Genomic DNA, 23,722 nt, shown 5'->3' on the forward strand with positions numbered 1-23,722 from the left:
TTTTTTATTCGTTTAAACAAAGTTGATTCATGCGGGCTAGCCTGCATCGAACTCCTGGCGTTGAAATGTTCTCAGTACATTCACCGCAGAATCACCCGTCCCCCCTTTGACAGAGCACTACACTGATCTACATACCTGCACGCGCTAACCCAGCGCGCGTTTGTCATGTCCATTAAATAAGGATGCATCATGATCCGGCCTATTCCTCTCGAGCGTTATCGCAATATCGGTATCTCGGCGCATATTGATGCCGGTAAAACCACCACCACCGAGCGCATCCTCTTCTATACCGGGGTGAGCCATAAGATGGGGGAGGTCCACGATGGTGCGGCGATCACCGACTGGATGGCGCAGGAGCAGGAGCGGGGGATTACCATCACCTCGGCGGCGGTAAGCTGCTTCTGGTCCGGCATGGATCGCAGCTATGAGCCGCACCGGATCAATATCATCGACACCCCCGGCCACGTCGATTTTACCATCGAGGTGGAGCGCTCCATGCGGGTGCTGGACGGGGCGGTAATGGTCTATGACTCGGTAGGCGGAGTACAGCCGCAGTCGGAAACCGTCTGGCGGCAGGCCAATAAGTACCGGGTGCCGCGTATCGCCTTTGTCAACAAAATGGACCGTCCGGGGGCCGATTTTTTCCACGTGGTGCAGATGATGATCGACCGGCTGAAAGCGCACCCGGTACCGATTGTCATCCCCATCGGCGCGGAAGAGCATTTCACCGGGGTGGTGGACCTGATCCACATGCGGGCCATCATCTGGGATGACGCTACCCAGGGGATGACCTTTACCTATGCCCCGGTGCCGGATGATTTACAGGCCACTGCCCGGACCTGGCGGGATAAAATGGTCTCTGCGGCGGCGGAGGCCAGCGACGAGCTGATGGATAAATACCTCGACACCAATGAGCTCGACGAGGCAGAAATTATCCGCGGCTTACGTAAACGGACGGTGGCTGGAGAGATCCAGCCGATGCTCTGCGGCAGCGCCTTTAAAAACAAAGGGGTGCAGCGAATGCTCGATGCGGTGATCGAGCTGATGCCGTCCCCCCTCGACGTGCCCGCTATCGACGGCGTGGATGAAAAAGGCCAGCACGCCGAGCGCCACCCTAATGATGACGAACCCTTCTCGGCGCTGGCGTTCAAGCTGATGTCCGACCCCTACGTCGGGCAGCTGACCTTTATCCGCGTCTACTCCGGGGTGCTGAAAAAGGGCGACGCGGTCTTTAACCCGGTGAAAGGCAAGAAGGAGCGCATCGGGCGTATCGTCCTGATGCACGCCAACGACCGGCATGACGTGGAGGAGCTGCGCACCGGGGATATCGCCGCCTGCGTCGGGCTGAAAGATGTCACCACCGGCGACACCCTGACCGACCCCAACGCGGTGATCACCCTTGAGCGGATGGAGTTCCCGGACCCGGTGATCTCCCTCTCCATCGAGCCAAAAACCAAAACTGACCAGGAGAAGATGGGCATCGCCCTGCATCGTCTGGCGGCGGAAGATCCCTCCTTCCACCTGCATACCGATGAAGAGTCCGGTCAGACGATCATTTCCGGGATGGGCGAACTACACCTGGAGATCATCGTCGACCGCATGAAGCGGGAGTTTGGCGTCGAGGCCAACATTGGTCGCCCGCAGGTGACCTACCGGGAAACCATTCGCAAAGCGGTGAGCGACGTTGAGGGCAAGTTTGTCCGCCAGTCCGGTGGGAAAGGACAGTATGGCCACGTGGTGCTGAGCCTTGAGCCGCAGGCGCCGGGCAGCGCCTTTACGTTTGTCGATGCCACCAAGGGCGGGGTGGTGCCCCGGGAGTATATTCCGTCGGTTGAGAAAGGGCTGCGGGAAGCGATGAACAGCGGGGTGCTGGCGGGCTATCCGGTGGTGGATATCAAAGCGACCCTGACTTTCGGCTCTTATCACGATGTCGACTCCTCGGAGATGGCCTTCCGCATGGCGGCGATCTTTGGCTTTAAGGAGGCAGCGCGCAAGGCCGACCCGGTGATCCTGGAGCCAATGATGCATGTGGAGGTGGAAACCCCGGAAGAGTATGCCGGGAACATTATGGGCGATCTCTCCTCCCGGCGCGGGCTGGTGCAGGGGATGGAGGAGCGGTTCGGCAGCCAGATTATACGCGCCGACGTGCCGCTGGCGGAGATGTTCGGCTACGCCACCACGCTGCGCTCCATGTCCCAGGGGCGAGCCACCTACAGCATGGAGTTCCACCACTACGCCGAAGCGCCGCGTATCGTGGCCGATGAGATCATCGCCGGGCGGTCGAAAAAGTAGGCCCGTGGGGTGAACCATGAAGCGTCTGCATTATGCTCTCGCCGCACTCATGGCACCCCTGTTACTGCTGGGGTGTGTGGTGATGTCTGGCACCAGCAAAACCGACTTTGCCGCCACCCGGCAGGCGGATCTCGTTTTTATCGGCCTGCCGGCACCGCTGAACTGGCTTGCCGCCGGGATGCAGGGCACCACATTCCCGGTTTCAAGCCAGCTGTCGCTCACCGCCGCGCACGTCGCGGTGCCGCTGCTCAAGCCGGTCAGAGCCCAGCATCCCACCTGTGATGTCGCGGTAATTGGCGATAACAACCGCGGCAAGATCGTCCATCAACTGGCCTGGGCCCGGGCCGGACGCAACGTTACGCTGTTTGGCTATAGCGCCATCAACAGTTTGCCCAAATCCAGCCGGGGCAAAATCGACGGCTTTGTGAAGCGCAACGGCTGCTACTACGGCATCATTACCGGGGCGGGGGCGGTATCGGGCATGTCCGGCGGACCGGTAATAGACAGCCTGACCGGGGAGACGGTGGGGATCATCACCAACGTCATCCCCGGCAAGGGCGCGGTGGCCTTTGTGGCGGTGCAGGACTTTACCAACCTGCTGGACCGCATGCGGATCCCTTATAAGACCTATTAGACGATATTGACTACAGTGCAGGACCTGCGACGCCGGGTGGCGGCTGCGCCTTACCCGGCCTACGTGTCCCGTGCTCGTGTAGGCCCGTGCAAGCGAAGCGCCGCCGGGCAAAATCCGGCATCTGAATAAACACCGGTTATTTCACTCAGGCGCTTTCACCTGCTTCCCGCTGGTCACAAAGGTGCCTGCGCCCAGGTGGTGCAGGGTGTTGCGCTTATCGTCGTCAAACTGCCAGCGTCCGGCCGCGAACGCCCGTTCATCGGCGGCGGCTGAGACCACCTCGCCAAACAGGGTGTCATATTTTTCTGCCGCGGAGGTGGCGGGCAGCAGACGGCACTCCATCCACGCCAGGCACTTCTCTTCAATTACCGGCAGCCCCAGCACCGGGCCGTTAATCACCGGAATCCCGTAGCAGTTGAACTTATCCTCATCGCGCCCGCTAACGCTGCCCACGGCATAGGTCCAGTTGGTGGCCGCCACGCCGGGAATGACAATCCCGAACATGCCGCTGCGCTCAATCAGCTCCCGCGACCAGGCGCTTTTATCCACCACGATGGCGATCCGCGGCGGCTCGAACTCCACCGGCATCGACCAGGCGGCGGCCATGACGTTGCGGCGGTCCAGGGAGTCGTCGCGGCTGGTGATCAGGATGGTCGGGCCGTGATTTAACAGGCGGCTGGCGTGCATTAACTCAACGGGGCGGAAGTGGCTCATAGAAATTCCTCATCAATAGCATCAGAGCATTAAACGTCTGAAAGCCATCGGAAATCAATACGCAACAAAGGTGTCATGTTTTCGCAACACAAGCTGCCTACAGTGGCGGGCATCAAATCCCAAAGAGGATAACAAGATGCTCACTTCCATATCGCTCAAAGGCGTGTCGTACGCTTTTGGCGCGAATACCGTATTGAATCAAATCGATCTGCATATCGAGCCGGGTAGCGTGGTTGCGCTGCTGGGGCCGTCGGGCTGCGGCAAAAGCACCCTGCTGCGTCTGCTGGCGGGGTTAACCCAGCCTGCACAGGGTGAGATCCATTTTGGCGATCGCCTGGTGGCGAAAAGCGGATGGGCGCTGTCGCCGGAAGCCCGGGACATCGGCATGGTGTTCCAGGATTACGCCCTCTGGCCGCACATGACCGTGGCGCAGAATGTGATGTTCCCGCTGAAGATGCGCCATGTTCCGCGTCAGGAACGTGAAAGCCGCGTGGCGCAGGCACTGGATCGCGTCGGCTTAAGCGCTTTTGCCGATCGCAAGCCGGCGGGGCTCTCGGGCGGACAGCAACAGCGCGTGGCGCTGGCCCGGGCGATTGTCGCGGAACCGAGAGTGCTGCTGTTTGACGAACCGCTCTCCAACCTCGACAGCGAACTGCGTGGCACCTTATGTCACGAGATGGCGTCACTGCTGCGCCAGCTCGGCACCACCGCCGTCTATGTTACCCACGACCGCCGGGAGGCTGAAATCCTGGCCGATCGCATCGTGCATTTGTCTGCTGGCAGCGTCGCTGCCGATCGTTTGATTACCACCTCAGGGGAGTTCGCATGAAAGCTACAATGTCCGTTAGAAAAGGAGTGCTGTTAGCCATGGCGTTATCGTCCGTTATGATCTCCAGCGCCCACGCGCTGACCGTCTACACTGCCGGGCCCGGGTCGCTCGCCAAAAACCTGGCCAGCGGCTTTGAAAAGAAAACCGGCGTGAAGGTGGATATCTTCCAGGCCACCACCGGCAAAGTGATGGCCCGCCTCGAAGCGGAGCAGGCTAACCCGCAGGCCGATATTCTGATCTCCGCTTCCTGGGATACCGCGGAAGATCTGCACAACCGCGGCTGGCTGTTGCCGTACCAGAGCGCCAATGCGGCTAACGTGCCTGCGGATCTGAAATCAGAGGACTTTGTCGCCCAGGGCGTCTCGGCGCTGGGCATCGTCTGGAACACCAAAAGCGGCACCCCGGAACCGAAAGAGTGGCGCGATCTGACCACCGCCGCCTTTAAAGACAAAGTCACCACCCCGGACCCGGCGCTGTCCGGTGCTTCTCTCGATCTGCTGATCGGGTTGCAGAATGGCATGGGCGACAAGGCCTGGAGCCTGTTTGATGAGCTCAAAAAGAACGGCATGGTCGTCAGCGGCCCGAACGCTCAGGCGGTCACCCCGGTGATGCAGGGAGCCAAAGCGGCGGTGTTCGGCGCGGTGGATTATGTCTCGTATGGCAACATCAGCCAGGGCGAATCACTGAAGGTGATCTTCCCGGCCAGCGGCACGGTGATTGCCCCGCGTCCGATGATGATCCTCAAATCCACCCAGCATGCGGATGACGCTAAAGCCTTTGTGGATTACGTTCTCTCCCCGGAAGGTCAGGCGATGGTGGCCGATGCCTGGCTGATGCCGGCCCGTGGCGATGTGCAGGCCAAACGTCCGCTGCTTAACGACCTGAAAATTCTGCCGACCAAAAGCGATGGTAGCAGCGAACGCAGCGATATCCTCAAGCGTTTCAACACGCTCTTCACCTTATAATCAGGCGACGGGGGCAACCCCGTCTTCAGGACGGCTTCGTGAATCCTAAATATTTATCGGTAACGACGCTGGGATTATTGCTGATCCTGGTGGCGTTTCCGCTCACCTTTATTCTGCTCCAGGCGGTGTTTCCGCACCTCAGCGCCGGACAGTTCTCCGGGGCGTTCAGCGGCATCAGCCAGCTACTGGCGGAGCCGCAACTGCCGGGCATGTTGGGGGGTACGCTGCAAATTGCCCTTGGCGTCGCGCTGGTCAGTGCGCTGATCGGCTTTCCCCTCGGCGTGGCGCGCGGGCTGTTTAACCTGCCGCTGCCGAGGCTGTGGGATCTGCTGTTTCTGATCCCGTTTTTAACCCCGCCCTATATCGCCGCGCTCTCCTGGATGCTGGTCCTGCAAACCAACGGCTATCTGCAACAGATCACCGGGGTCAATCTCAACGACCTGCTGTTCAGCAGGAGCGGCATTGTGCTGGTGATGGCGCTGAATATCTTCCCGGTGGTCTATTTTGCGGTGTCGCGCAGCCTGCTGGCGAGCGGCCAGCGTCTGGCGCTGGTGGCCCGCGTTCACGGTGCCAGCCCCGGCCGGGCGTTCTGGCATATCACGCTGCCCATGCTTTCGCCGTCGCTGTCGGCGGGGATGCTGCTGGCCTTTACCCTGGCGATTGAAGAGTTTGGCGTGCCTGCCGCTCTCGGCACGCGCGCTGGCGTGGTGATGCTGACCACCGATATCGAGAAAAAGCTGGCGGACTGGCCGATCGATCTTTCGGGCGCATCGATGCTTTCCGTGGTGCTGGTAGTTATCGCCCTGAGTGCCTGGTGGCTGCAGAAAAAGCTGACCGGGCATCAGGATGTGACCAGCATTACCGGCAAACCGACCGAGAATATGGGCGCCAGCGCCGGGATTTTTACGCTGCCGGTTATCGCTGTTTTTGCGCTGACCGGGTTTATCGCGGTGATCCTGCCGGGGGCGTCGATGGCGCTGTCCGGGGTGCTGGGAACCCTGTCTGGCGGGGTGACGCTGGATAATCTGACCGGCGGGCACTATGCGGCGCTTTTCAGCCAGCAGGGGGATGCGCTGTCGGCGCTGGGCACCAGCCTGTCGCTGGCGCTGGGGGCGGCCTGTATTACCGGCGTGCTGGGCCTGCTGGCCGCGTGGCTGGTGGTGGTGCAGAAGATCAAAGGGCGCGGCGTTCTGGATGCGCTCTCCCTGATGCCTGCCGCCTTGCCGGGCGTGGTGGTCGGGGTGGGGCTGATCCTGCTGTGGAACCGTCCGTTCTGGCCGGTCTCGCCCTATAACAGCTGGGCGATATTGCTCCTGTCCTACTGCTGCCTGTTGTTGCCGTGGCCGGTGCGCTATGTCGGCAGCGCGCTGCGCCAGCTGGGAGGGAATCTTGAGCCTGCCGCGCGGGTGCATGGCGCGTCGGCGTTTCAGGCGCTGCGCTTTATCGTGTTGCCGCTGGTCTCCCCGGCGATGCTGGCGGCGATGCTGATGGTGTTTGCCATCGCCTCGCGCGAGCTGGTGACGTCGCTGCTGCTGGCCCCGGCGGGCACACAGACCGTCTCGGTATTTATCTGGCGGCAGTTCGAGCAGGGTTCTGTCGGACAGGGAATGGCGATGGCGACCCTGACGCTGCTGACCGGGCTGGTGCTGATGTTAACGGCGCTCGGGATCATGCAGCGCTCGGCGCGGGGATAAAAAGCACGTTTCACACCGTGAGCGGGGAAAAATAGTTTATAAACAAGGAAACTGTAAAAAGGAAACTGATTATGACCCCGTTTTTGACCGCTTATCTCGCCCGTACCGGCTGGCAGCAGCCGGTTTCTGCGGACATCGCCACCCTGCGGGGCCTGCACCTGCATCACAACAGCGCCGTCCCGTTTGAGAATATCGATGTGGTGCTGCCGCGTGAAATCCAGCTCGACGAGCAATCCCTGGTGGATAAGCTGGTCACCGCCCGCCGCGGCGGGTATTGCTTTGAGCAGAATGGGTTGTTCGAGCGGGCGCTGCGTGAGGTGGGATTCCATGTGCGCAGCCTGCTGGGGCGGGTGGTACTGGCGAATCCGGCCCAGATGCCGCCGCGCACCCACCGTCTGCTGCTGGTGGAACTGGAGGGCGAACGCTGGATCGCCGACGTCGGTTTTGGCGGGCAGACCCTGACCGCGCCCATCCGTTTGGTCGCCGAAGAAGAGCAGGCGACGCCGCACGGCCTGTACCGGCTAATCAACGACGGTTGCGACTGGGTGCTACAGTTGTATTACGTCATCCCGGCCAAAGCCACCCAGGCAAAACTGGCGCAGGAGTTTATCGAGCTGGCGACCAGCCCGGAGATTCAGGCGGAGGGGATCGTGAAGCAATTTAACTGGTACCCGGGCATCGACGCGAAATATGTGAAGGGGGCGCTGGATGATGCGACGTGGCAGAAGCTGTTCGCGGAAATTTCGCCAGAAACCTTAGCGGAGAACGGCAAAAGTTTCCCTCTCAAACCCTACTTTGACGCTATCAAAGAAGGTTATGAGAGCCAGGTTTCGAACTGAGGGTATGGCGTGCCTGGCAGAATATTGCCAGGCACCTTTAGCGGTGATTATTCATGCGACAGACATTGAACGCTTTCCTGCTGGTTCTTCCGGCGACGCTGATGATTGGCATCTTCTTTCTCTGGCCGCTGGGCTATTCGCTTATTTCGGCTTTTACCCATGAAACAGGTTTGACGCTGGCGCACTTTGAAAAAGTGTTTAGCCTCTATTCGAACGATATTCTCTTTACCCTGATCATTGTGCTGGTTTCACTGGCGATCCTGGCGCTGCTCTCCATCATTATTTCCGCCGTGATTGTGCTCTCGCCCTGTCGTCGTCTCGTTAAAGCGCTGGCCTTTTTATACCGCCTGCCGCTGTTTATCCCATTCATCGTTGCCGCGCAGATGATGCGGACCTTCCTGGCAAAAAACGGCCTGATGAACAATACCCTGGTTGCCCTCGGCGTAATGACGCCGATGGAGACCACCTCGCTGCTGGGCTGGAGCGGGATCATTATTACCTTTGTCTGGAAACAGATGGCCTTTACCACGCTGCTGATTAGCGGCGCCATGGCGGCGGTGGAGTCTACCCATATTCTGGCGGCGAAAAACCTCGGTGCCTCCCGGGTGCGTATCCTGTTCGACATTATTTTGCCCCAGGTGTTGCCGACCATTGGCATCGCGATGGTGTTATCGACGGTCACCATGATGTCGGTGTTGTCAGTTCCTCTGATGATCGGCACTGGCGCCCCAACAATGATGACCGTTGATATGGCATTTCGCGTCAACTCGTATGGCGACTATCCGGTTGCCAATGCGATGGGGGTCATCTCGTACCTGATGTGCGCCGCGATGTCCTGGTTCTATCTGCGCCACAGCCTGAATGCAAAAGGAAACCCCTGATGAACACGCTGTTTAATAGAGTTCGCGGTAGCTTTATTCTGCAAACCCTGCTGCTTACCTTTCTGGTGCTGGCGCTGTTTGGCCCGCTGCTGAACCTGCTGATCTGGACGGTGGCGGAGAGCTGGTTTTTCCCGCATACCTTGCCCAGTCAGTGGGGGCTGAAGTACTGGGGGCAGGTTTTTAGCCCTTACAGTGACGTCTCCGGTTCGTTGTCCATCAGCGTCCTGATAGCCCTTCTGTCGGTGGTGGTGTGTCTGCTGATTTCAATCCCGGCAGGGTACGCACTTTCGCACCGGTCCATGCCGTGCCGCGCCTTCTTTATGCTGCTGTTTTTGATCCCGCAGGCTTTCCCGAACCTGACGGTCTATATGAACGTGGCGCGGCTGTTCTACCAGTGGGGGTTGAACGGGACGATTGCCGGGGTAGTGCTGGTGCACAGCGTGCACGGGCTGATGTACTCCATCTGGATAAGCGTCGCGGCGTTCTCGGCGCTCGATCCGCTGCTGGCGCGGGCGTCACGCAATCTGGGCGCCGGGCCGGTCTACACCTTTTTCCATATCATCCTGCCGCAGGCCGCCCCCGGGTTGATTGCCGCCAGTATCTTTGTCTTTCTTGAGTCGCTGGATGAGTTTACCGCCACGTTCTTTGTCGGCGCGCCGGAGATCAACACGCTGCCAATACTGCTCTATACCGCCAGCATGTCGGGAAATTATCAGATGTCCTCCATTACGGCGCTGATTCTGCTGGTGCCGTCGGTGATCTTTATGTTGGTGATCCAAAAATTTATGCGCCCTGAGATGCTGTCCAAGCTGGGGAAATAACCGCAATTAGTTACAACATGCTGTAAGCGTTTTCGATTAATGGTTCCCCGGCCGTTGGCCGGGGAAAGTGCCTGTTTATGACTCCTGCGCCGCACTCAACACGCTATGCAGCAACACATTGGCCCCTTTTTCTGACCATTCCGGATGAATCTTTTCCGCTTCGTTATGGCTAATGCCCTTCACGCAGGGGATAAAGATCATGCTGGCAGGCGCGATTTTGCTGACGTAACAGGTATCGTGCCCGGCGCCGGATACCATCGATTTTGATGAATAGCCCAGCGCGGCCACAGCCTGTTCCGTTCGGACAAGACAGGTTTCATCAAAGGCGACAGGTGCATAGTCGAAGATGCGCTCGACGCTGGCGCTCACGCCACGCGCCGAAAGACCTGCAGCCGCCTGATGCAGCGCGGTTTCCATCGCCTCCAGCGCCTCGCTGAGCGGATGGCGGAACTCTACGCTGCACACCACCCGGGACGGGACGACGTTTCGTGAATTCGGGGTCACGTTCGCCATGCCGATGGTGGCACGCCCGTCCGGGGCATGTTGATAACCGATCGCCTCCACCTTCAGCGCCAGCTCCGCAAAAGCGGTCAACGCATCGCGGCGGCTGTGCATTGGCGTAGTGCCCGCATGTGCGGCAAACCCGTCGAGAGTAAGGGTAAACCAGCGCTGGCCCATCGCCGCACGCACCAGGCCGATATCAATGGCTTCGTCTTCCAGAATAGGCCCCTGTTCGATATGCAGCTCATAGCAGGCGTGGATCGGGAAGGCGCGGGCAGGGCGTGGGCCACGATAGCCGATGGCCTCAAGGGCGTCGCGAACGGTGATCTGTTTGCTGTCCATCCTGGCGTAAGCAAAGGCTTCGGAAAGTTGACCCGCCCAGACCCCGGAGGCGAGCATCGCCGGGGCAAAGCGCGCGCCTTCTTCGTTGGTCCAGTTCACCAGCACGATATCGCGCTCGGTTTCTACCTGATGATCGTTCAGGGTGCGCAGCAGCTCCAGCCCGGCCAACACGCCGTAGATCCCGTCATAGTTGCCGCCGAGCGGCTGGGAATCCACGTGGGAACCAGTCATCACCGGGGGAAGCGCCGGGTTTTTACCGGCGCGGCGGATAAACATGTTGCCCATGCTGTCCACTTCGCAGCTAAAACCGGCCTCCAGTGCCCACTCGCGCAGCAGGTTGCGGGCAATACGGTCTTCCTCGCTTAGCGCCAGGCGGGTCACCCCGCCGGCGGGGGTGCCGCCGATCTGCGCCATCGTCTCGAGCGTAGACCACAAACGGTCTGCATTAACGCGGATCATGCTTTGTCCTTCGTGCTGCGGTAGCGGAAGTCGCAGCATGCGCCGCCCTGCATAATGGTGGTGGTGCGGGTCAGCTCCACGTCCGGCGCGTAGCCGACGATGAATTTCTCATCCCGGGCGCACGACAGCAGATGGCCGATCTCGCCGAGGCCCATCTCGTGATACATCTCGGCATAGCGGCAGCGGGTCACGTTGTAGTTGTACTGCTGGTCGTCGGCGTCGATCACCTTCACGTCGAGAGCGTTATCCTTCTCCCACAGATACTGCAGAGCAATAAAGCTCTTCACGTCCGCGCCGTTTGGCTCCTTGCGGGCAAATTCTTTGCCCGCATTAATGGCGGCCTGCTCAATGGCCTCGCCAATCACCGCCTGGGCGCGGGACTTGCCGATCTCACGCACCAGGATTTCATAAATTGGTTTAATAATTTCTGCTTCAATTTTGCGGCGGGCAAGAATGCCCAGCTCATTATTATCACTCATCACATTGCCTCACTGCGTTACTTAGCTTTTGCGCCGCCGAGCACGGTCTGCGGCTGCCATTTGCCATCGACCACTTTATAGACGGTGAAGGACGGGGCCTTCAGGTTGCCCTGATCGTCAAAGGCGATCTGCCCGGTGACGCCGGAGTAGCTGATGGCGCGCAGGGCAGGCAGGTACTCTGCCGGATCAACCGAGTCGGCTTTTTCCATCGCGGCAACCAGTACGCGGGTGGCGTCATAGGCGAACGGGGCATGAAGTTCAATATGGGTGTGGTAGCGGGACTGGTATGCCTGCTCGAAGGTCTTGCCGCCCGGCATCTGATCCACCGGCAGGCCCGGCTCCAGCGCGACAACGCCTTCACCCTCTTTCTGCGCCAGCTGCAGGAAGGTCTGGCTGACAAAGCCGCCTGCGCCCATCAGGGTCGTCTTCATACCCAGCTGTTTGATACGACGTGCCAGCGGTGCCGCCTGGCTGTCCACGCCGCCGAAGAAGATCAGATCGGCGTTCTTACTGCGAATGGCGGTCAGTACGGCGCTAAAGTCGACGGTTTTGTCGTCAACGTACTGGCGGTCAACAATCTTCACGCCCTGGGCTTCCAGCGATTTAATAAACTCATCCGCCAGGCCCTGACCAAAGGCGGTACGATCGTCGATGACCGCGATGCGTTTGGCTTTAAGGGTATTTACCGCGTACTGTCCGGCAAACTGGCCACCGTCATCGTCGTGACCCATCACGCGGAAGCTGGTGTCGAACCCCTGTCTGGTATAGGCATGACCGGTAGCAACGGGGGCCACCTGAGCGATACCGGCATCGTGATAGACGCGGGCCGCCGGGATGCTGGTGCCGGTGTTCCAGTGGCCGACTACGCCTGCCACGCCGGTATCCACCAGACGCTGAGCCACAGCCACGGCGGTGCGCGGATCCGACTGGTCATCTTCCGACTGCAGCTTGAAAGTCACCGCCTTGCCGCCGATGCTCGGGTGCTGTTTGTTGATATCGTCAATCGCCAGCTGCGCGCCATTCTCCAGATCTTTACCGATACGGGCAGACGGGCCGGTCAGCGGACCCGCCAGGCCGATCACCACGGTTTCGCTGTCGGCGGCCCAGGCGCCGGTAGAGGCAAATCCGCTGAGCACAATGGCCGCGCTGAGCGCGCTGATTTTAATGGTTTTCATTATTTTTCCCTGATATTGGTTGGTGTGTTAAGCGGGCATTTCGCCCAAATAAATCTGTGCAATCTGGTCGTCGTCGAGCATCGCCCTGGACTCGCCGTGATGAACGATGCTGCCGCTGTCCATCACCCAGGCCTGATCGGTCACCTCCAGCGCCAGCCGGGCGTTTTGCTCGATCAGCAACAACGCCACGCCGCGCTCGCGCAGTCCGGCGATGACGGCGAAAATGTTCTCGACCATTTTGGGCGCCAGGCCCATCGAGGGTTCGTCGAGGATCAGCAGGCGCGGGCGGCTGAGCAGGGCGCGGTTCAGGGCTAAGAGCTGCTGTTCCCCGCCTGAGAGCAGTCCGGCCAGCTGGTGCTGGCGTTCGCCCAGACGCGGGAACCGTTCGAAAATCGCGTTCATCTCCTGCCGGACGGTGACAGTGTCACGGCGGAGCCAGGCGCCCATCTGCAGGTTTTCCAGCACCGTCATACGGGCGAAGATGCCCCGGCCTTCCGGGACCATCACCAGCCCGTCGCGCAGCAGCGCTTCGGCTTTCTGTTTGCGGATCGGTTTGCCATTAAATTCGATGTTACCGCCAAAACGCTCCAGTCCGGTGATGGCCCGCACGGTGGAACTTTTGCCTGCGCCGTTAGCCCCAATGAGCGTGGCCTGTTCGCCTTCACCCAGGCTAAAGGAGACATCCCGTACTGCCTGGATACCACCGTAATGCACGTCCAGACGTTCCACTTTCAGTAATTCAGACATGGGCATTGCCTCCAAGCCAGGCGGCGATCACCGCCGGGTCGCGACGCACGCTGTCAGGGGTACCGCTGGCCAGCGTTTTGCCGTAATCCAGCACCGTGAGCCGATCGCAAATCCCCATCACCAGCTTGACGTCGTGTTCAATCATTAGCAGGGTTTTGCCGTCGTCACGAATACGGGTCAGCAGCTCACCCAGCGCCACTTTTTCCGCCGCGTTCATCCCGGCGGCGGGTTCATCCAGCGCCAGCAGCAGCGGATCGGTCGCCAGCGCGCGAGCTATCTCCAACCGCCGCTGATGGCCGTAAGCCAGATCGCAGGCGCGGTAGTGGGCAAACTTCGCAATGCCGGTGTAGGCCAGCCAGTGCCAGGCCTGCTCGAGGGTCTGAGCTTCTTCTGCCCGGGCGCGTTTGTGACGGCTCAACGCCGCCCAGAGTCCGTTGTGGGTGCGCACGTGGCGACCCACCATCACGTTCTCCAGCACCGACATCTCGTTAAACAGACGCACGTTCTGGAAGGTACGGGCGATGCCCGCGGCAGTTACCTTTTCGATCTGGTTCGGGAAGTAGGGCTTATCGGCAATGGCGAACTCACCGCTGTCAGCGGGATACAGGCCGGTGATGAGGTTAAAGCAGGTGGTTTTTCCCGCGCCGTTGGGGCCAATCAGGCCGTAGATCTCGCCCTTATTAATCGACAGCGAGACGTTATCCACGGCGGTAAGGCCGCCAAAGCGTTTGGACATATTGCGCACGGTTAACAGGCTCATGCTTTTACCTCCTTGTGGCGCTTCGGCCAGATGCCCGACGGGCGAACCAGCATCACCAGCACCAGCGCCAGGCCGTAAAACAGCTGACGCAGGATCTCCGGATCAATCAGTACCGAACCAAACAGCGCCTGCTGCACCGGGGCCGCCTGGCTGCGCAGCAGCTCCGGCAGGGCGGTGAGCAGTACCGCGCCGAGGATCACCCCCGGGATATGGCCCATCCCACCCAGCACCACCATCGCCAGTACGGCTATGGACTCCTGCAGGGTGAAGGATTCCGGCGAGACAAAGCCCTGGAAGGCGCCGAACAGCGCCCCGGCCACACCGCCAAAGGAGGCACCCATGGCAAAGGCCAGCAGCTTAAAGTTGCGCACGTTGATACCCATTGCCCGGGCGACATCTTCGTCTTCACGGATAGCGTGCCACGCCCGGCCAATACGTGAGTGTTGCAGGCGAAGGCAGACAAAAATGATCCCGACAATCACCAGCATCAGCAGGTAGTACCAGAGCCACAGGGCGGGCACTTTGACGCCGAACCAGTGGTAAACGCCGCTGAACTTCAGGCCGAACAGGTTGAGGGTGTCAACGCCGGTAATGCCTTTTGCGCCGTTGGTGATGTTCACCGGGCGGTCGAGGTTACGCATCAGAATGCGGATGATCTCCCCGAAGCCGAGGGTCACAATCGCCAGGTAATCCCCGCGCAGCTTCAGCGTCGGGGCACCCAGCAGAATGCCGCATACCGCCGCGACCAGCGCTGCAATCGGGATAATCAGCAGGTACGAGGTGTGCAGCCCGTGCGGGAACCAGAGGTTCAGGATCGGGAACACCTCTGCGAGATGCGGTGACGCCATAAGCGCCGCCAGATAGGCGCCAACGGCATAGAAGGCGATAAAGCCCATATCCAGCAGGCCGGTGTAGCCGACAACGATATTCAGCCCCAGCGCCAGCATGATGTAGAGCAGGGCGAAGTCGATCACCCGCACCCAGTAGTTGCCGCCCAGCTGGGTAGCCACAACCGGCGCAAGCAGGAGGGCAAGCACGAAGAGGGTCATGCCGGACCAGAATTTACCGCTGGCCGCCGGGGTTTTGATTTCAATGGCAGTCATGATTTCTCCTTACGCCCTGTGCGCCACGCGCTCGCCCAACAGACCAGCCGGACGGAAGACCAGCACCAGAATCAGAACGATAAAGGCGAATACGTCCTGGTAGTTACTGCCGAACACGCCGTGAGTCAGTTCGCCGAGATAACCGGCGCCCAGCGCTTCGATAATCCCGAGCAGGATCCCGCCAATCATCGCCCCGCGAATGTTGCCGATGCCGCCGAGCACCGCCGCGGTAAAGGCTTTAATGCCGGGCAGGAAGCCCATCGAGAAGCTGGCGTTGCCGTAATTGCTGGCCATCATCACCCCGGCGAGTGCGGCAAAAACGCCGCCGATGGCAAAGGTCAGAGTGATGATGGCGTTCGGATTAACGCCCATCAGGGTGGCGACGCGTGGGTTTTCAGCCACCGCCCGCATACCCCGGCCAAGGCGGGTATACTCCACCAGCAGCCACAGGCCGGTCATGACGATCAGTGCCAGCGCCACGGTGACGATGCCGGTGACCGTGACAATCGCCGGGGGATGCGCCTCGCTGCCCGCCGTGATAGCAATCGGGTCCATCGGCAGGATCTGCGGGAACATCAGCGGATTACGCGACCAGATAATCATCGCCACGGTTTGCAGCAGCACCGATACGCCAATCCCGGAGATCAGCGGTGCCAGCCGCGGCGCATTTCGCAGGCGGCGGTAGGCAAAGCGCTCAACGGACATCGCCAGCAGGGCGCAGACCGTCATGGCGATCAGCAGCGCAAAGCCGAGCTGTAACAGCTGCGGCATGGCGGGGAAATAGCCGGTCAGGAGATTCAGCGCCGACAGAGTGGTCAGCGCGCCGACCATCAAAATATCGCCATGGGCGAAGTTAATAATGCGCAAAATGCCATACACCATGGTATAGCCCAGCGCGATCAGCGCGTAGATGCTGCCCAGCATCACGCCGTTGATCAGTTGTTGTATGAGTGTGTCCAACGTTGTTACCCGACAAATTGCTCTTTTCAGCGGCTAACATCTAATAATTGAATTAAATTGTGAAATACACATATATTCTTTCTTATGATTTTTGGAGCTTGCTTTATCTGATTGATTTTAATGATGATGATAAATGGCTGATTAACCGGATTATCCATAACAGATCAATATATGAATAAAACAGAACAATCCCTGGCGTTGTCGGCCTTTGCCGAGAGCCGACTGGCGAACGATCCGCCGCTGCGGGCGGTGCGGGCCTTCGAGGCGATAGCGCGGCTGGGAAGCGTGACGCAGGCGGCTCAGGAGCTGGACATATCGCCCTCGGCGGTGAGTCACCAGCTGAAAGTGCTGGAAGGATACTTACAGATGCCGCTCACCGAGCGTCAGGGGCGCGGGCTGATCCTGAGCCAGCAGGGGCGGGATTATTACCGTTCCATCCGCGCGGCCTTTAACGTGCTGCGCCAGGCCACCGGGCATCTGCTGGAGCAGGTGCAGACCCGCCAGGTGACCATCAGCCTGATCCCGCTTTTCGGCATGGGGTGGTTTATCCCGCGTCTGCCCGGGTTTATGCGCGCTAACCCACAGACCGAGATCAACGTGGTCTACGCCAACCACCGCAACTACCTGAGTGACGCGTCGGATATGTCCATCCGCTTCGGCAACGGCCAGTGGGCGGGCTACCAGAGTGAAAAGCTGATCTCCGGGCAGATGGTGCCAGTCTGTAGCCGGGCATTTTTGCGCCTTCACGGGCATGTTGATACTCCCGAACAGCTATTACAGATGCCGCTGTTGCATGATGAAGAGCGCGCCACCTGGCAGCAGTGGTTTATCCAGCAGGGGGTGAAACGCCCGCTGCGGCGCAGTGGCCCGATGTTTGAAGACGGGCTGTTAACCCTGGCGGGCGTGCAGGCAGGGCTGGGCTGCGCGTTGATGCGCGAACCGTTGATTGCGCCCTATCTGGAGAGCGGTGAGCTGGTGAAGATCTTCGATCTCCCTATCGACGATGGCCGGGATTACTACCTGTGCGTGCGTCAGGATGGAGAGATGAGTCAGGACGGGAAGTTGTTGCAGAGCTGGTTGCGGCGGGCGGCTGGGCAGGAATAGTCTTCGCCGGGTGGCGGCTTCGCCTTACCCGGCCTACAAAACTCACTCCCTACGTGCCCGGGTGGCGTACCAGCACAATAGCGATCCGGCGCACACCATCATCGCTCCCTGCCAGAAGCTGAACGACAGCGGCGCATTCAGCAGCACCGCTGCCAGTGCCGCTGACAGTACCGGGGTGAAATAGGATGCTGCCGCCAGCAGCGTCACGTTGCCGTGCAAGATACCGATATTCCACGACGCGTAGCCAAACCCCAGCGCCACGCCGCACATCAAAAGTTTGATCACCACCGGCACGCTAAACACCATCTCCGGCTGCGGGCTGAAAGCATATTTCAGCCACAGGGTCAGGGCGGTGAGCAATACAAACAGGGTGATCCCGTTCTGGCCGTTGGCGTATTTACTGGTCACGGTGCAGTAGGCTGCCCAGATGAAAGCGCCAACGAACGCCAGGCCGTAACTTAGCGGGTTGGAGGTGATGTTACGGGCGATATCCGTTGGGTTCAGCCCATTTTCGCCGCCTAATACCCAGCTTACCCCCAGCAGGGCGATGATCAGGCCCGGGATCACCCATAGGGTGGTTTTCTGGCTGTTGAACAGGATGGCGAACAGAATGGTCAGGCTCGGCCAGAGATAATTCACCATTCCCACCTCAATCGCCTGGTGGCGAGTGGCGGCATAGCCTAACGAGAGGGCAAGACAGATTTCATAGCTGACAAACAGCACGCTGCCGGCAATGAGATAGCGGGGCGAGAAACGTCGCAGCCTGGGGAAACCCACCGTTACCAGACAGAGTAAACCGCTTAGCGTATAGATTGCCGCCGCCCCCCCAACCGGACCTAATCCCTCGCTAACGCCCCTAATCAGACCCACCATCGTGCTCCAGAGCACGATCGCGGCCAGACCGACCAGGGTGGCTTTTTTTCTCTCCATCGCATTTCCACCGGCTATCAATTTAAGGGGCAAATTTATAGCACTGTTTCAGTACTTTCCGCGAATTTATCTGTGCCGAAGTAACCCTTTAGCATTAGCAAAAGCCGCCAGCGCTGACTATTAAGAGGGCGAAGATCGGCGATATTGATTTGCCGCAAAAAAAACAGGGGCTTTGCTGTTAGTTTTCTGCCGGATTTCTCAATGATCTAACGAGGACAACGATGGACGTCAGTCGCAGACAGTTTTTTAAAATCTGCGCGGGCGGTATGGCCGGGACAACAGTAGCCGCTCTGGGGTTTGCCCCCAAAATGGCGCTGGCTCAGGCGCGCAACTATAAGTTGCTGCGCGCCAAAGAGATCCGCAACACCTGCACATACTGCTCCGTGGGATGCGGGCTATTGATGTATAGCCTGGGTGATGGCGCGAAGAACGCTAAAGCGTCGATTTATCATATTGAAGGCGATGCGGATCATCCGGTCAGCCGCGGGGCACTCTGCCCGAAAGGGGCAGGTCTGCTGGACTATGTTCACAGCGACAACCGTCTGCGTTACCCGGAATACCGCGCGCCGGGCTCCAATAAATGGCAGCGCATCTCCTGGGATGAGGCTTTCACCCGCATTGCAAAATTGATGAAAGCCGACCGCGACGCCAACTTCGTTGAGACGAACGAACAGGGTGTAACGGTCAACCGCTGGCTCTCCACCGGGATGCTCTGCGCCTCGGCGGCGAGCAATGAAACCGGCATGCTGACGCAAAAATTTGTGCGCTCACTCGGCATGCTGGCGGTAGACAACCAGGCGCGCGTCTGACACGGACCAACGGTAGCAAGTCTTGCTCCAACATTTGGTCGCGGTGCGATGACCAACCACTGGGTTGATATCAAAAACGCTAACGTCGTGGTGGTGATGGGCGGTAACGCCGCTGAAGCCCATCCGGTGGGTTTCCGCTGGGCGATGGAAGCGAAAAATAACAACGATGCGACGCTGATCGTCGTCGATCCGCGCTTTACGCGGACGGCATCGGTGGCCGATATCTATGCGCCGATCCGCTCCGGTACGGACATTACGTTCCTCTCCGGCGTGCTGCTGTACCTGATCGAAAACAACAAAATTAACGCCGAGTACGTTAAGCACTACACCAACGCTAACCTGCTGGTGCGGGAAGACTTTGCCTTTGAAGACGGGCTGTTCAGCGGCTATGACGCCGAAAAACGCCAGTACGACAAATCCTCCTGGAACTATCAGTTCGATGAAAACGGCTATGCGAAGCGCGATGAAACCCTGACCGATCCGCGCTGCGTGTGGAACCTGCTGAAGCAGCACGTCTCCCGCTATACGCCGGAGGTGGTGGAGAACATCTGCGGTACGCCGAAAGCGGACTTCCTGAAAGTGTGTGAAGTGCTGGCCTCCACCAGTGCTGCGGACAGAACCACCACATTCCTCTACGCGCTGGGCTGGACGCAGCATACCGTCGGGGCGCAGAACATCCGTACCATGGCGATGATCCAGCTGCTGCTCGGCAACATGGGCATGGCCGGAGGCGGCGTAAACGCATTACGCGGTCACTCTAACATTCAGGGGCTCACCGATCTGGGGCTGCTCTCCACCAGTCTGCCGGGTTATCTGACCCTGCCGTCGGAAAAACAGACCGATCTGCAAACCTATCTGACGGCGAACACCCCAAAAGCGACCCTGCCGGACCAGGTGAACTACTGGAGCAACTATCCGAAGTTCTTCGTCAGCCTGATGAAATCGTTCTACGGCGATGCGGCGCAGGAGGAGAACGACTGGGGCTTTAACTGGCTGCCAAAATGGGACCAGGCTTACGACGTCATCAAGTATTTCAACATGATGGCGAAGGGCAAGGTCACGGGGTACATCTGCCAGGGCTTCAACCCGGTGGCGTCGTTCCCGGACAAAAACAAGATTGTCGCCAGCCTCAGCAAGCTGAAGTACATGGTGGTGATCGATCCGCTGGTGACCGAGACCTCTAACTTCTGGCAGAACCACGGCGAGATGAACGATGTGGATCCCGCCTCCATTCAGACCGAGGTGTTCCGCCTGCCGTCTACCTGTTTTGCAGAAGAAGACGGCTCCATCGCCAACTCCGGGCGCTGGTTACAGTGGCACTGGAAGGGGCAGGATGCGCCGGGTGAAGCGCGTAACGACGGTGAAATTCTGGCCGGGATTTACCATCGCCTGCGTGAGATGTACCGCACCGAAGGCGGGAAGGGCGTTGAGCCGCTGCTGCGGATGAACTGGCACTACAAACAGCCGGATCACCCGGAATCGGAAGAGGTGGCGAAAGAGAACAACGGCGTTGCACTGGCGGATCTCTATGACCCCAATGGCGTACTGATTGCGAAGAAAGGCCAACTGCTGAGCAGCTTTGCTCATCTGCGTGATGATGGCACCACGGCATCGTCGTGCTGGATCTATACCGGCAGCTGGACCGAGCAGGGCAACCAGATGGCTAACCGCGATAACGCCGATCCGTCGGGCCTTGGCAATACGCTGGGCTGGGCCTGGGCGTGGCCGCTTAACCGTCGCGTGCTTTACAACCGTGCCTCGGCGGACATCAACGGCAAGCCGTGGGATCCAAAACGGATGCTGATCCAGTGGAACGGCACGAAGTGGACCGGGAACGATATTCCGGACTTCAACACCGCCGCGCCGGGCAGCAACACCGGGCCGTTTATCATGCAGCCGGAGGGGCTGGGACGTCTGTTTGCCATCGACAAGCTGGCGGAAGGGCCATTCCCGGAACACTACGAACCGATGGAAACGCCGCTCGGCACCAACCCGCTGCACCCGAACGTGGTCTCCAGTCCGGTGGTGCGTGTCTATCAGGAAGATGTTGTGCGCATGGGCAAGAAAGACAAGTTCCCGTACGTCGGCACGACCTATCGCCTGACCGAGCATTTCCACACCTGGACCAAGCATGCGCGACTGAACGCCATCGCCCAGCCGGAGCAGTTTGTGGAGATCAGCGAAACCCTGGCGAAGGCCAAAGGGATTGCCAACGGCGATCGCGTTAAGGTCAGCAGCCAGCGCGGGTTCATTCGCGCCGTGGCGGTGGTCACCCGTCGTCTGCAGGCCCTGAACGTTCACGGTCAGCAGGTGGAAACCGTGGGTATTCCGCTGCACTGGGGCTTTGAAGGGGTGGCGCAGAAAGGCTATATCGCCAACACCCTGACGCCATCGGTGGGGGATTCCAACTCGCAAACGCCAGAGTACAAGGCGTTCCTGGTCAACATCGAGAAAGCATAAGGAGCGAATAAATGTCGATGGAAACACAAGACGTCATCAAACGCTCCGCCACTAACGGCTTTACCCCCGCGCCTCGTGCGCGGGACTACAAGGCGGAAGTGGCAAAGCTTATCGACGTCTCCTCCTGCGTGGGCTGCAAAGCCTGCCAGGTGGCCTGTTCCGAGTGGAACGATATCCGCGACGAGGTAGGGCATTGCGTTGGGGTTTACGATAACCCGGCGGATCTGAGCGCCAAATCCTGGACGGTGATGCGTTTTAGCGAAACCGATCAGAACGGCAAGCTGGAGTGGCTGATCCGTAAAGACGGCTGTATGCACTGCGAGGATCCGGGCTGTCTGAAGGCCTGTCCGTCTGCCGGGGCGATCATTCAGTACGCCAACGGTATCGTCGATTTTCAGCAAGAGAACTGCATCGGCTGCGGATACTGTATCGCCGGGTGTCCGTTCAACGTGCCGCGCCTCAATAAAGAGGATAACCGGGTCTACAAATGCACCCTGTGCGTGGATCGCGTCAGCGTCGGCCAGGAGCCCGCCTGCGTGAAGACCTGTCCGACCGGGGCCATCCACTTCGGCACCAAGAAGGAGATGCTGGAGGTGGCGCAGCAGCGGGTCGATAAGCTGAAAGCGCGCGGCTATCCCAACGCGGGCATTTACAACCCGCAAGGGGTGGGCGGGACGCACGTGATGTATGTTCTGCACCATCTCGACCAGCCGGAGCTGTATCGCAACCTGCCGAAGGACCCGGCGATCGATACCTCCATCAATCTCTGGAAAGGGGCGCTGAAGCCGCTCTCTGCGGCGGGCTTTATCGCCACCTTTGCCGGGTTGATTTATCACTACGTGGGTATCGGGCCGAATAAAGAGGTGGATGACGATGAGGAGGAACATCATGACTAAATCGAAAATGATTGTGCGCACGAAGTTTATCGACCGCGCCTGTCACTGGACGGTGGTGATCTGTTTCTTCCTGGTGTCATTGTCGGGGATTTCGTTCTTCTTCCCAACCCTGCAATGGCTGACGGAGACCTTCGGCACCCCGCAGATGGGCCGTATTCTGCATCCGTTCTTCGGGGTGCTGATCTTCGTGGCGCTGATGTTTATGTTTGTGCGTTTTGTGCATCACAACATCCCGGACAAGCAGGATATTCCCTGGCTGAAGGGTATTGTTGAGGTTCTGAAGGGCAACGAGCATAAAGTTGCGCGAGTGGGTAAATACAACGCCGGGCAGAAGATGATGTTCTGGACCATCATGAGCATGATTTTTGTGCTGCTGGTGACCGGCGTCATTATCTGGCGTCCGTACTTTGCCCAGTATTTCCCGATGCAGGTGGTGCGCTATAGCCTGCTGATCCATGCGACCTCGGCCATTATTTTGATCCACGCCATTCTGATCCATATGTATATGGCGTTCTGGGTTAAAGGCTCGATTAAAGGGATGATCGAAGGGAAGGTGAGCCGCCGCTGGGCGCAGCAACACCATCCCCGTTGGTATCGTGATGTGGAGCGTATGGAAGCGCAGCAAGAAAGTCGTGAAGGGATGAAGTAAGGTGCTCTGTTGCCCGGCGGCGCTGCGCTTGCACGGGCCTATGGAGTTATTCCCCGCTCCGGATGATTTTGGAGCGGGGAATTTGGCGAGTCAGGTGTTGGTGACTAGTGCATCTATTGCTGCAACCACCCGGGCTCTTGCCGCCTGCATATTACAGACGAAATACTTGCTGGTGAGTTTCCTTTTCTCCACGCTGGTTATACCGGGCGTATTCATAAATAACGTCTGAAAATCAATATTAATGACAGCGGATGCCGGATTAATATGCCCTGAAAGATGATTACGATAACTTAACGGCAGGATTAAACGGGTCGATAAATCATCATAATAATCATGTTGAATCACCATCAGGTAGGGGTGTAATTCACTGGTTCTGCCCGACGGATTACGGTAAATGTCAAACTGGAAGCACATTAAATCCCTCCGAAAAAGGGATCGTCAGACAGCAAACCGGCTTTCGCAACAAACTCATTCATAGCTTGCATGAATTCCTTATCACGTTTGCGTTGCTCGATACGCTCTTCTGTCGTTAATTCCGGGCGTGGTGCCACTCCGGTTAGATGTTCTTTAACTGCATTGTTCTGCAGGGTGTCCAGTTTCATTATTATTGTCTCCTGTATTGGTACTGCCATTATCAACCGCCAACCATAAAAAACAATACTGATTCACCTGGTTATTC

At 59.0% G+C, this 23,722-nt stretch carries 23 protein-coding genes; 12 read left to right on the plus strand and 11 right to left on the minus strand.

Annotated features, from left to right (window positions below):
• Window positions 1-189 precede the first annotated feature (189 nt).
• Together fusA and ACOKCT_RS10120 are read left to right on the plus strand one after the other, a co-directional pair.
• Window positions 190-2,292, plus strand: coding sequence for an elongation factor G (gene fusA, locus ACOKCT_RS10115; RefSeq protein WP_263950813.1), 2,103 nt, complete (start codon window positions 190-192; stop codon window positions 2,290-2,292).
• 16 nt (window positions 2,293-2,308) lie between these two features.
• Window positions 2,309-2,926, plus strand: coding sequence for a trypsin-like peptidase domain-containing protein (locus tag ACOKCT_RS10120; protein ID WP_103179657.1), 618 nt, complete (start codon window positions 2,309-2,311; stop codon window positions 2,924-2,926).
• Window positions 2,927-3,067: 141 nt separating this feature from the next.
• Here ACOKCT_RS10120 and ACOKCT_RS10125 read toward each other — a convergent pair whose 3' ends face one another.
• The gene (locus ACOKCT_RS10125) at window positions 3,068-3,640 is read right to left on the minus strand and encodes a flavin reductase family protein (protein ID WP_159338841.1); all 573 of its coding nucleotides are present in this window, start codon (window positions 3,638-3,640) and stop codon (window positions 3,068-3,070) included.
• A gap of 136 nt (window positions 3,641-3,776) precedes the next feature.
• Here ACOKCT_RS10125 and ACOKCT_RS10130 point away from each other — a divergent pair, with 136 nt between their 5' ends.
• The 6 genes from ACOKCT_RS10130 (at window position 3,777) to ACOKCT_RS10155 (ending at window position 9,669) form a co-directional block, all read left to right on the plus strand.
• Window positions 3,777-4,469: an ABC transporter ATP-binding protein gene (locus ACOKCT_RS10130; RefSeq protein WP_263950814.1), complete on the plus strand. Its 693-nt coding sequence runs from the start codon at window positions 3,777-3,779 to the stop codon at window positions 4,467-4,469.
• The gene (locus tag ACOKCT_RS10135) at window positions 4,466-5,434 is read left to right on the plus strand and encodes an ABC transporter substrate-binding protein (RefSeq protein WP_263950815.1); all 969 of its coding nucleotides are present in this window, start codon (window positions 4,466-4,468) and stop codon (window positions 5,432-5,434) included. The genes ACOKCT_RS10130 and ACOKCT_RS10135 overlap by 4 nt, the downstream gene beginning before the upstream one ends.
• A 38-nt stretch (window positions 5,435-5,472) precedes the next feature.
• Complete coding sequence (locus ACOKCT_RS10140; RefSeq protein ID WP_420193423.1) at window positions 5,473-7,128, plus strand: ABC transporter permease; 1,656 nt, start codon at window positions 5,473-5,475, stop codon at window positions 7,126-7,128.
• Between the two features lie 71 nt (window positions 7,129-7,199).
• Entirely contained in the window at window positions 7,200-7,967 is a 768-nt protein-coding gene (locus tag ACOKCT_RS10145; RefSeq protein ID WP_420193424.1) for an arylamine N-acetyltransferase, read from the plus strand.
• Between the two features lie 53 nt (window positions 7,968-8,020).
• The gene (locus tag ACOKCT_RS10150) at window positions 8,021-8,848 is read left to right on the plus strand and encodes an ABC transporter permease (protein WP_420193425.1); all 828 of its coding nucleotides are present in this window, start codon (window positions 8,021-8,023) and stop codon (window positions 8,846-8,848) included.
• Window positions 8,848-9,669, plus strand: a complete 822-nt coding sequence (locus tag ACOKCT_RS10155) for an ABC transporter permease (protein WP_420193426.1) — start codon at window positions 8,848-8,850, stop codon at window positions 9,667-9,669. Before ACOKCT_RS10150 ends, ACOKCT_RS10155 begins: the two co-directional genes overlap by 1 nt.
• 75 nt (window positions 9,670-9,744) lie before the next feature.
• On the opposite strand, the gene ACOKCT_RS10160 is transcribed toward ACOKCT_RS10155, so the two are convergent.
• The 7 genes from ACOKCT_RS10160 to ACOKCT_RS10190 are packed head-to-tail and all read right to left on the minus strand — an operon-like array spanning window position 9,745 to window position 16,195.
• Complete coding sequence (locus ACOKCT_RS10160; protein WP_420193427.1) at window positions 9,745-10,971, minus strand: Zn-dependent hydrolase; 1,227 nt, start codon at window positions 10,969-10,971, stop codon at window positions 9,745-9,747.
• Window positions 10,968-11,450 (minus strand): L-2-amino-thiazoline-4-carboxylic acid hydrolase, encoded by a 483-nt coding sequence (locus ACOKCT_RS10165; protein ID WP_103179637.1) that lies wholly within the window; start codon window positions 11,448-11,450, stop codon window positions 10,968-10,970. Before ACOKCT_RS10165 ends, ACOKCT_RS10160 begins: the two co-directional genes overlap by 4 nt.
• 17 nt (window positions 11,451-11,467) lie before the next feature.
• On the minus strand, window positions 11,468-12,625 hold the full coding sequence (locus ACOKCT_RS10170; protein WP_103179636.1) for a branched-chain amino acid ABC transporter substrate-binding protein: 1,158 nt from the start codon (window positions 12,623-12,625) through the stop codon (window positions 11,468-11,470).
• A gap of 27 nt (window positions 12,626-12,652) precedes the next feature.
• A complete protein-coding gene (locus tag ACOKCT_RS10175) occupies window positions 12,653-13,372 on the minus strand; it encodes an ABC transporter ATP-binding protein (RefSeq protein WP_156654504.1) in 720 nt (239 codons plus the stop codon).
• Window positions 13,365-14,132, minus strand: coding sequence for an ABC transporter ATP-binding protein (locus ACOKCT_RS10180; RefSeq protein ID WP_103179634.1), 768 nt, complete (start codon window positions 14,130-14,132; stop codon window positions 13,365-13,367). Before ACOKCT_RS10180 ends, ACOKCT_RS10175 begins: the two co-directional genes overlap by 8 nt.
• Entirely contained in the window at window positions 14,129-15,235 is a 1,107-nt protein-coding gene (locus ACOKCT_RS10185) for a branched-chain amino acid ABC transporter permease (protein ID WP_420193428.1), read from the minus strand. Before ACOKCT_RS10185 ends, ACOKCT_RS10180 begins: the two co-directional genes overlap by 4 nt.
• 9 nt (window positions 15,236-15,244) lie before the next feature.
• Window positions 15,245-16,195, minus strand: coding sequence for a branched-chain amino acid ABC transporter permease (locus ACOKCT_RS10190; RefSeq protein WP_103179632.1), 951 nt, complete (start codon window positions 16,193-16,195; stop codon window positions 15,245-15,247).
• 171 nt (window positions 16,196-16,366) lie between these two features.
• On the opposite strand from ACOKCT_RS10190, the gene ACOKCT_RS10195 reads away from it, so the two are divergent.
• Window positions 16,367-17,299 carry a LysR substrate-binding domain-containing protein gene (locus ACOKCT_RS10195; RefSeq protein WP_103179631.1) on the plus strand — a complete coding sequence of 311 codons (933 nt, stop codon included), beginning with the start codon at window positions 16,367-16,369 and terminating at the stop codon, window positions 17,297-17,299.
• A gap of 42 nt (window positions 17,300-17,341) precedes the next feature.
• Here the strand turns inward: ACOKCT_RS10195 and yddG are convergent, their stop codons facing one another.
• Window positions 17,342-18,229: an aromatic amino acid DMT transporter YddG gene (gene yddG / locus ACOKCT_RS10200; RefSeq protein WP_420193429.1), complete on the minus strand. Its 888-nt coding sequence runs from the start codon at window positions 18,227-18,229 to the stop codon at window positions 17,342-17,344.
• Between the two features lie 221 nt (window positions 18,230-18,450).
• On the opposite strand from yddG, the gene fdnG reads away from it, so the two are divergent.
• From fdnG to fdnI, 3 genes are read left to right on the plus strand one after another with little or no spacing between them, the layout of a single operon-like run.
• Complete coding sequence (gene fdnG / locus ACOKCT_RS10205; protein WP_420193430.1) at window positions 18,451-21,498, plus strand: formate dehydrogenase-N subunit alpha; 3,048 nt, start codon at window positions 18,451-18,453, stop codon at window positions 21,496-21,498.
• A gap of 11 nt (window positions 21,499-21,509) precedes the next feature.
• Entirely contained in the window at window positions 21,510-22,394 is an 885-nt protein-coding gene (gene fdxH / locus ACOKCT_RS10210) for a formate dehydrogenase subunit beta (RefSeq protein ID WP_420193431.1), read from the plus strand.
• On the plus strand, window positions 22,387-23,043 hold the full coding sequence (gene fdnI / locus ACOKCT_RS10215; RefSeq protein ID WP_420193432.1) for a formate dehydrogenase-N subunit gamma: 657 nt from the start codon (window positions 22,387-22,389) through the stop codon (window positions 23,041-23,043). The genes fdxH and fdnI overlap by 8 nt, the downstream gene beginning before the upstream one ends.
• 90 nt (window positions 23,044-23,133) lie before the next feature.
• Here the strand turns inward: fdnI and ACOKCT_RS10220 are convergent, their stop codons facing one another.
• Together ACOKCT_RS10220 and ACOKCT_RS10225 are read right to left on the minus strand one after the other, a co-directional pair.
• Entirely contained in the window at window positions 23,134-23,457 is a 324-nt protein-coding gene (locus ACOKCT_RS10220) for a CcdB family protein (RefSeq protein WP_420193433.1), read from the minus strand.
• Window positions 23,457-23,645, minus strand: coding sequence for a hypothetical protein (locus ACOKCT_RS10225; protein ID WP_420193434.1), 189 nt, complete (start codon window positions 23,643-23,645; stop codon window positions 23,457-23,459). The genes ACOKCT_RS10220 and ACOKCT_RS10225 overlap by 1 nt, the downstream gene beginning before the upstream one ends.
• Window positions 23,646-23,722: the final 77 nt, after the last annotated feature.

This window comes from Leclercia sp. M-A074-M (assembly GCF_965195605.1).
Taxonomy (GTDB): domain Bacteria; phylum Pseudomonadota; class Gammaproteobacteria; order Enterobacterales; family Enterobacteriaceae; genus Enterobacter.

Bases quoted from the DNA above. Each gene is read 5' to 3' on its own strand.
- ACOKCT_RS10120 (WP_103179657.1), top strand. From the start codon at position 2,309: ATGAAGCGTCTGCATTATGCTCTCGCCGCACTCATGGCACCCCTGTTA.
- ACOKCT_RS10225 (WP_420193434.1), bottom strand. From the start codon at position 23,645: ATGAAACTGGACACCCTGCAGAACAATGCAGTTAAAGAACATCTAACC.
- ACOKCT_RS10155 (WP_420193426.1), top strand. From the start codon at position 8,848: ATGAACACGCTGTTTAATAGAGTTCGCGGTAGCTTTATTCTGCAAACC.
- fdxH (WP_420193431.1), top strand. From the start codon at position 21,510: ATGTCGATGGAAACACAAGACGTCATCAAACGCTCCGCCACTAACGGC.
- ACOKCT_RS10175 (WP_156654504.1), bottom strand. From the start codon at position 13,372: ATGTCTGAATTACTGAAAGTGGAACGTCTGGACGTGCATTACGGTGGT.
- ACOKCT_RS10130 (WP_263950814.1), top strand. From the start codon at position 3,777: ATGCTCACTTCCATATCGCTCAAAGGCGTGTCGTACGCTTTTGGCGCG.
- ACOKCT_RS10145 (WP_420193424.1), top strand. From the start codon at position 7,200: ATGACCCCGTTTTTGACCGCTTATCTCGCCCGTACCGGCTGGCAGCAG.
- ACOKCT_RS10135 (WP_263950815.1), top strand. From the start codon at position 4,466: ATGAAAGCTACAATGTCCGTTAGAAAAGGAGTGCTGTTAGCCATGGCG.
- ACOKCT_RS10220 (WP_420193433.1), bottom strand. From the start codon at position 23,457: ATGTGCTTCCAGTTTGACATTTACCGTAATCCGTCGGGCAGAACCAGT.
- fusA (WP_263950813.1), top strand. From the start codon at position 190: ATGATCCGGCCTATTCCTCTCGAGCGTTATCGCAATATCGGTATCTCG.
- ACOKCT_RS10165 (WP_103179637.1), bottom strand. From the start codon at position 11,450: ATGAGTGATAATAATGAGCTGGGCATTCTTGCCCGCCGCAAAATTGAA.
- fdnI (WP_420193432.1), top strand. From the start codon at position 22,387: ATGACTAAATCGAAAATGATTGTGCGCACGAAGTTTATCGACCGCGCC.
- ACOKCT_RS10195 (WP_103179631.1), top strand. From the start codon at position 16,367: ATGAATAAAACAGAACAATCCCTGGCGTTGTCGGCCTTTGCCGAGAGC.
- ACOKCT_RS10160 (WP_420193427.1), bottom strand. From the start codon at position 10,971: ATGATCCGCGTTAATGCAGACCGTTTGTGGTCTACGCTCGAGACGATG.
- ACOKCT_RS10170 (WP_103179636.1), bottom strand. From the start codon at position 12,625: ATGAAAACCATTAAAATCAGCGCGCTCAGCGCGGCCATTGTGCTCAGC.
- ACOKCT_RS10185 (WP_420193428.1), bottom strand. From the start codon at position 15,235: ATGACTGCCATTGAAATCAAAACCCCGGCGGCCAGCGGTAAATTCTGG.
- ACOKCT_RS10180 (WP_103179634.1), bottom strand. From the start codon at position 14,132: ATGAGCCTGTTAACCGTGCGCAATATGTCCAAACGCTTTGGCGGCCTT.
- ACOKCT_RS10125 (WP_159338841.1), bottom strand. From the start codon at position 3,640: ATGAGCCACTTCCGCCCCGTTGAGTTAATGCACGCCAGCCGCCTGTTA.
- ACOKCT_RS10150 (WP_420193425.1), top strand. From the start codon at position 8,021: ATGCGACAGACATTGAACGCTTTCCTGCTGGTTCTTCCGGCGACGCTG.
- yddG (WP_420193429.1), bottom strand. From the start codon at position 18,229: ATGGAGAGAAAAAAAGCCACCCTGGTCGGTCTGGCCGCGATCGTGCTC.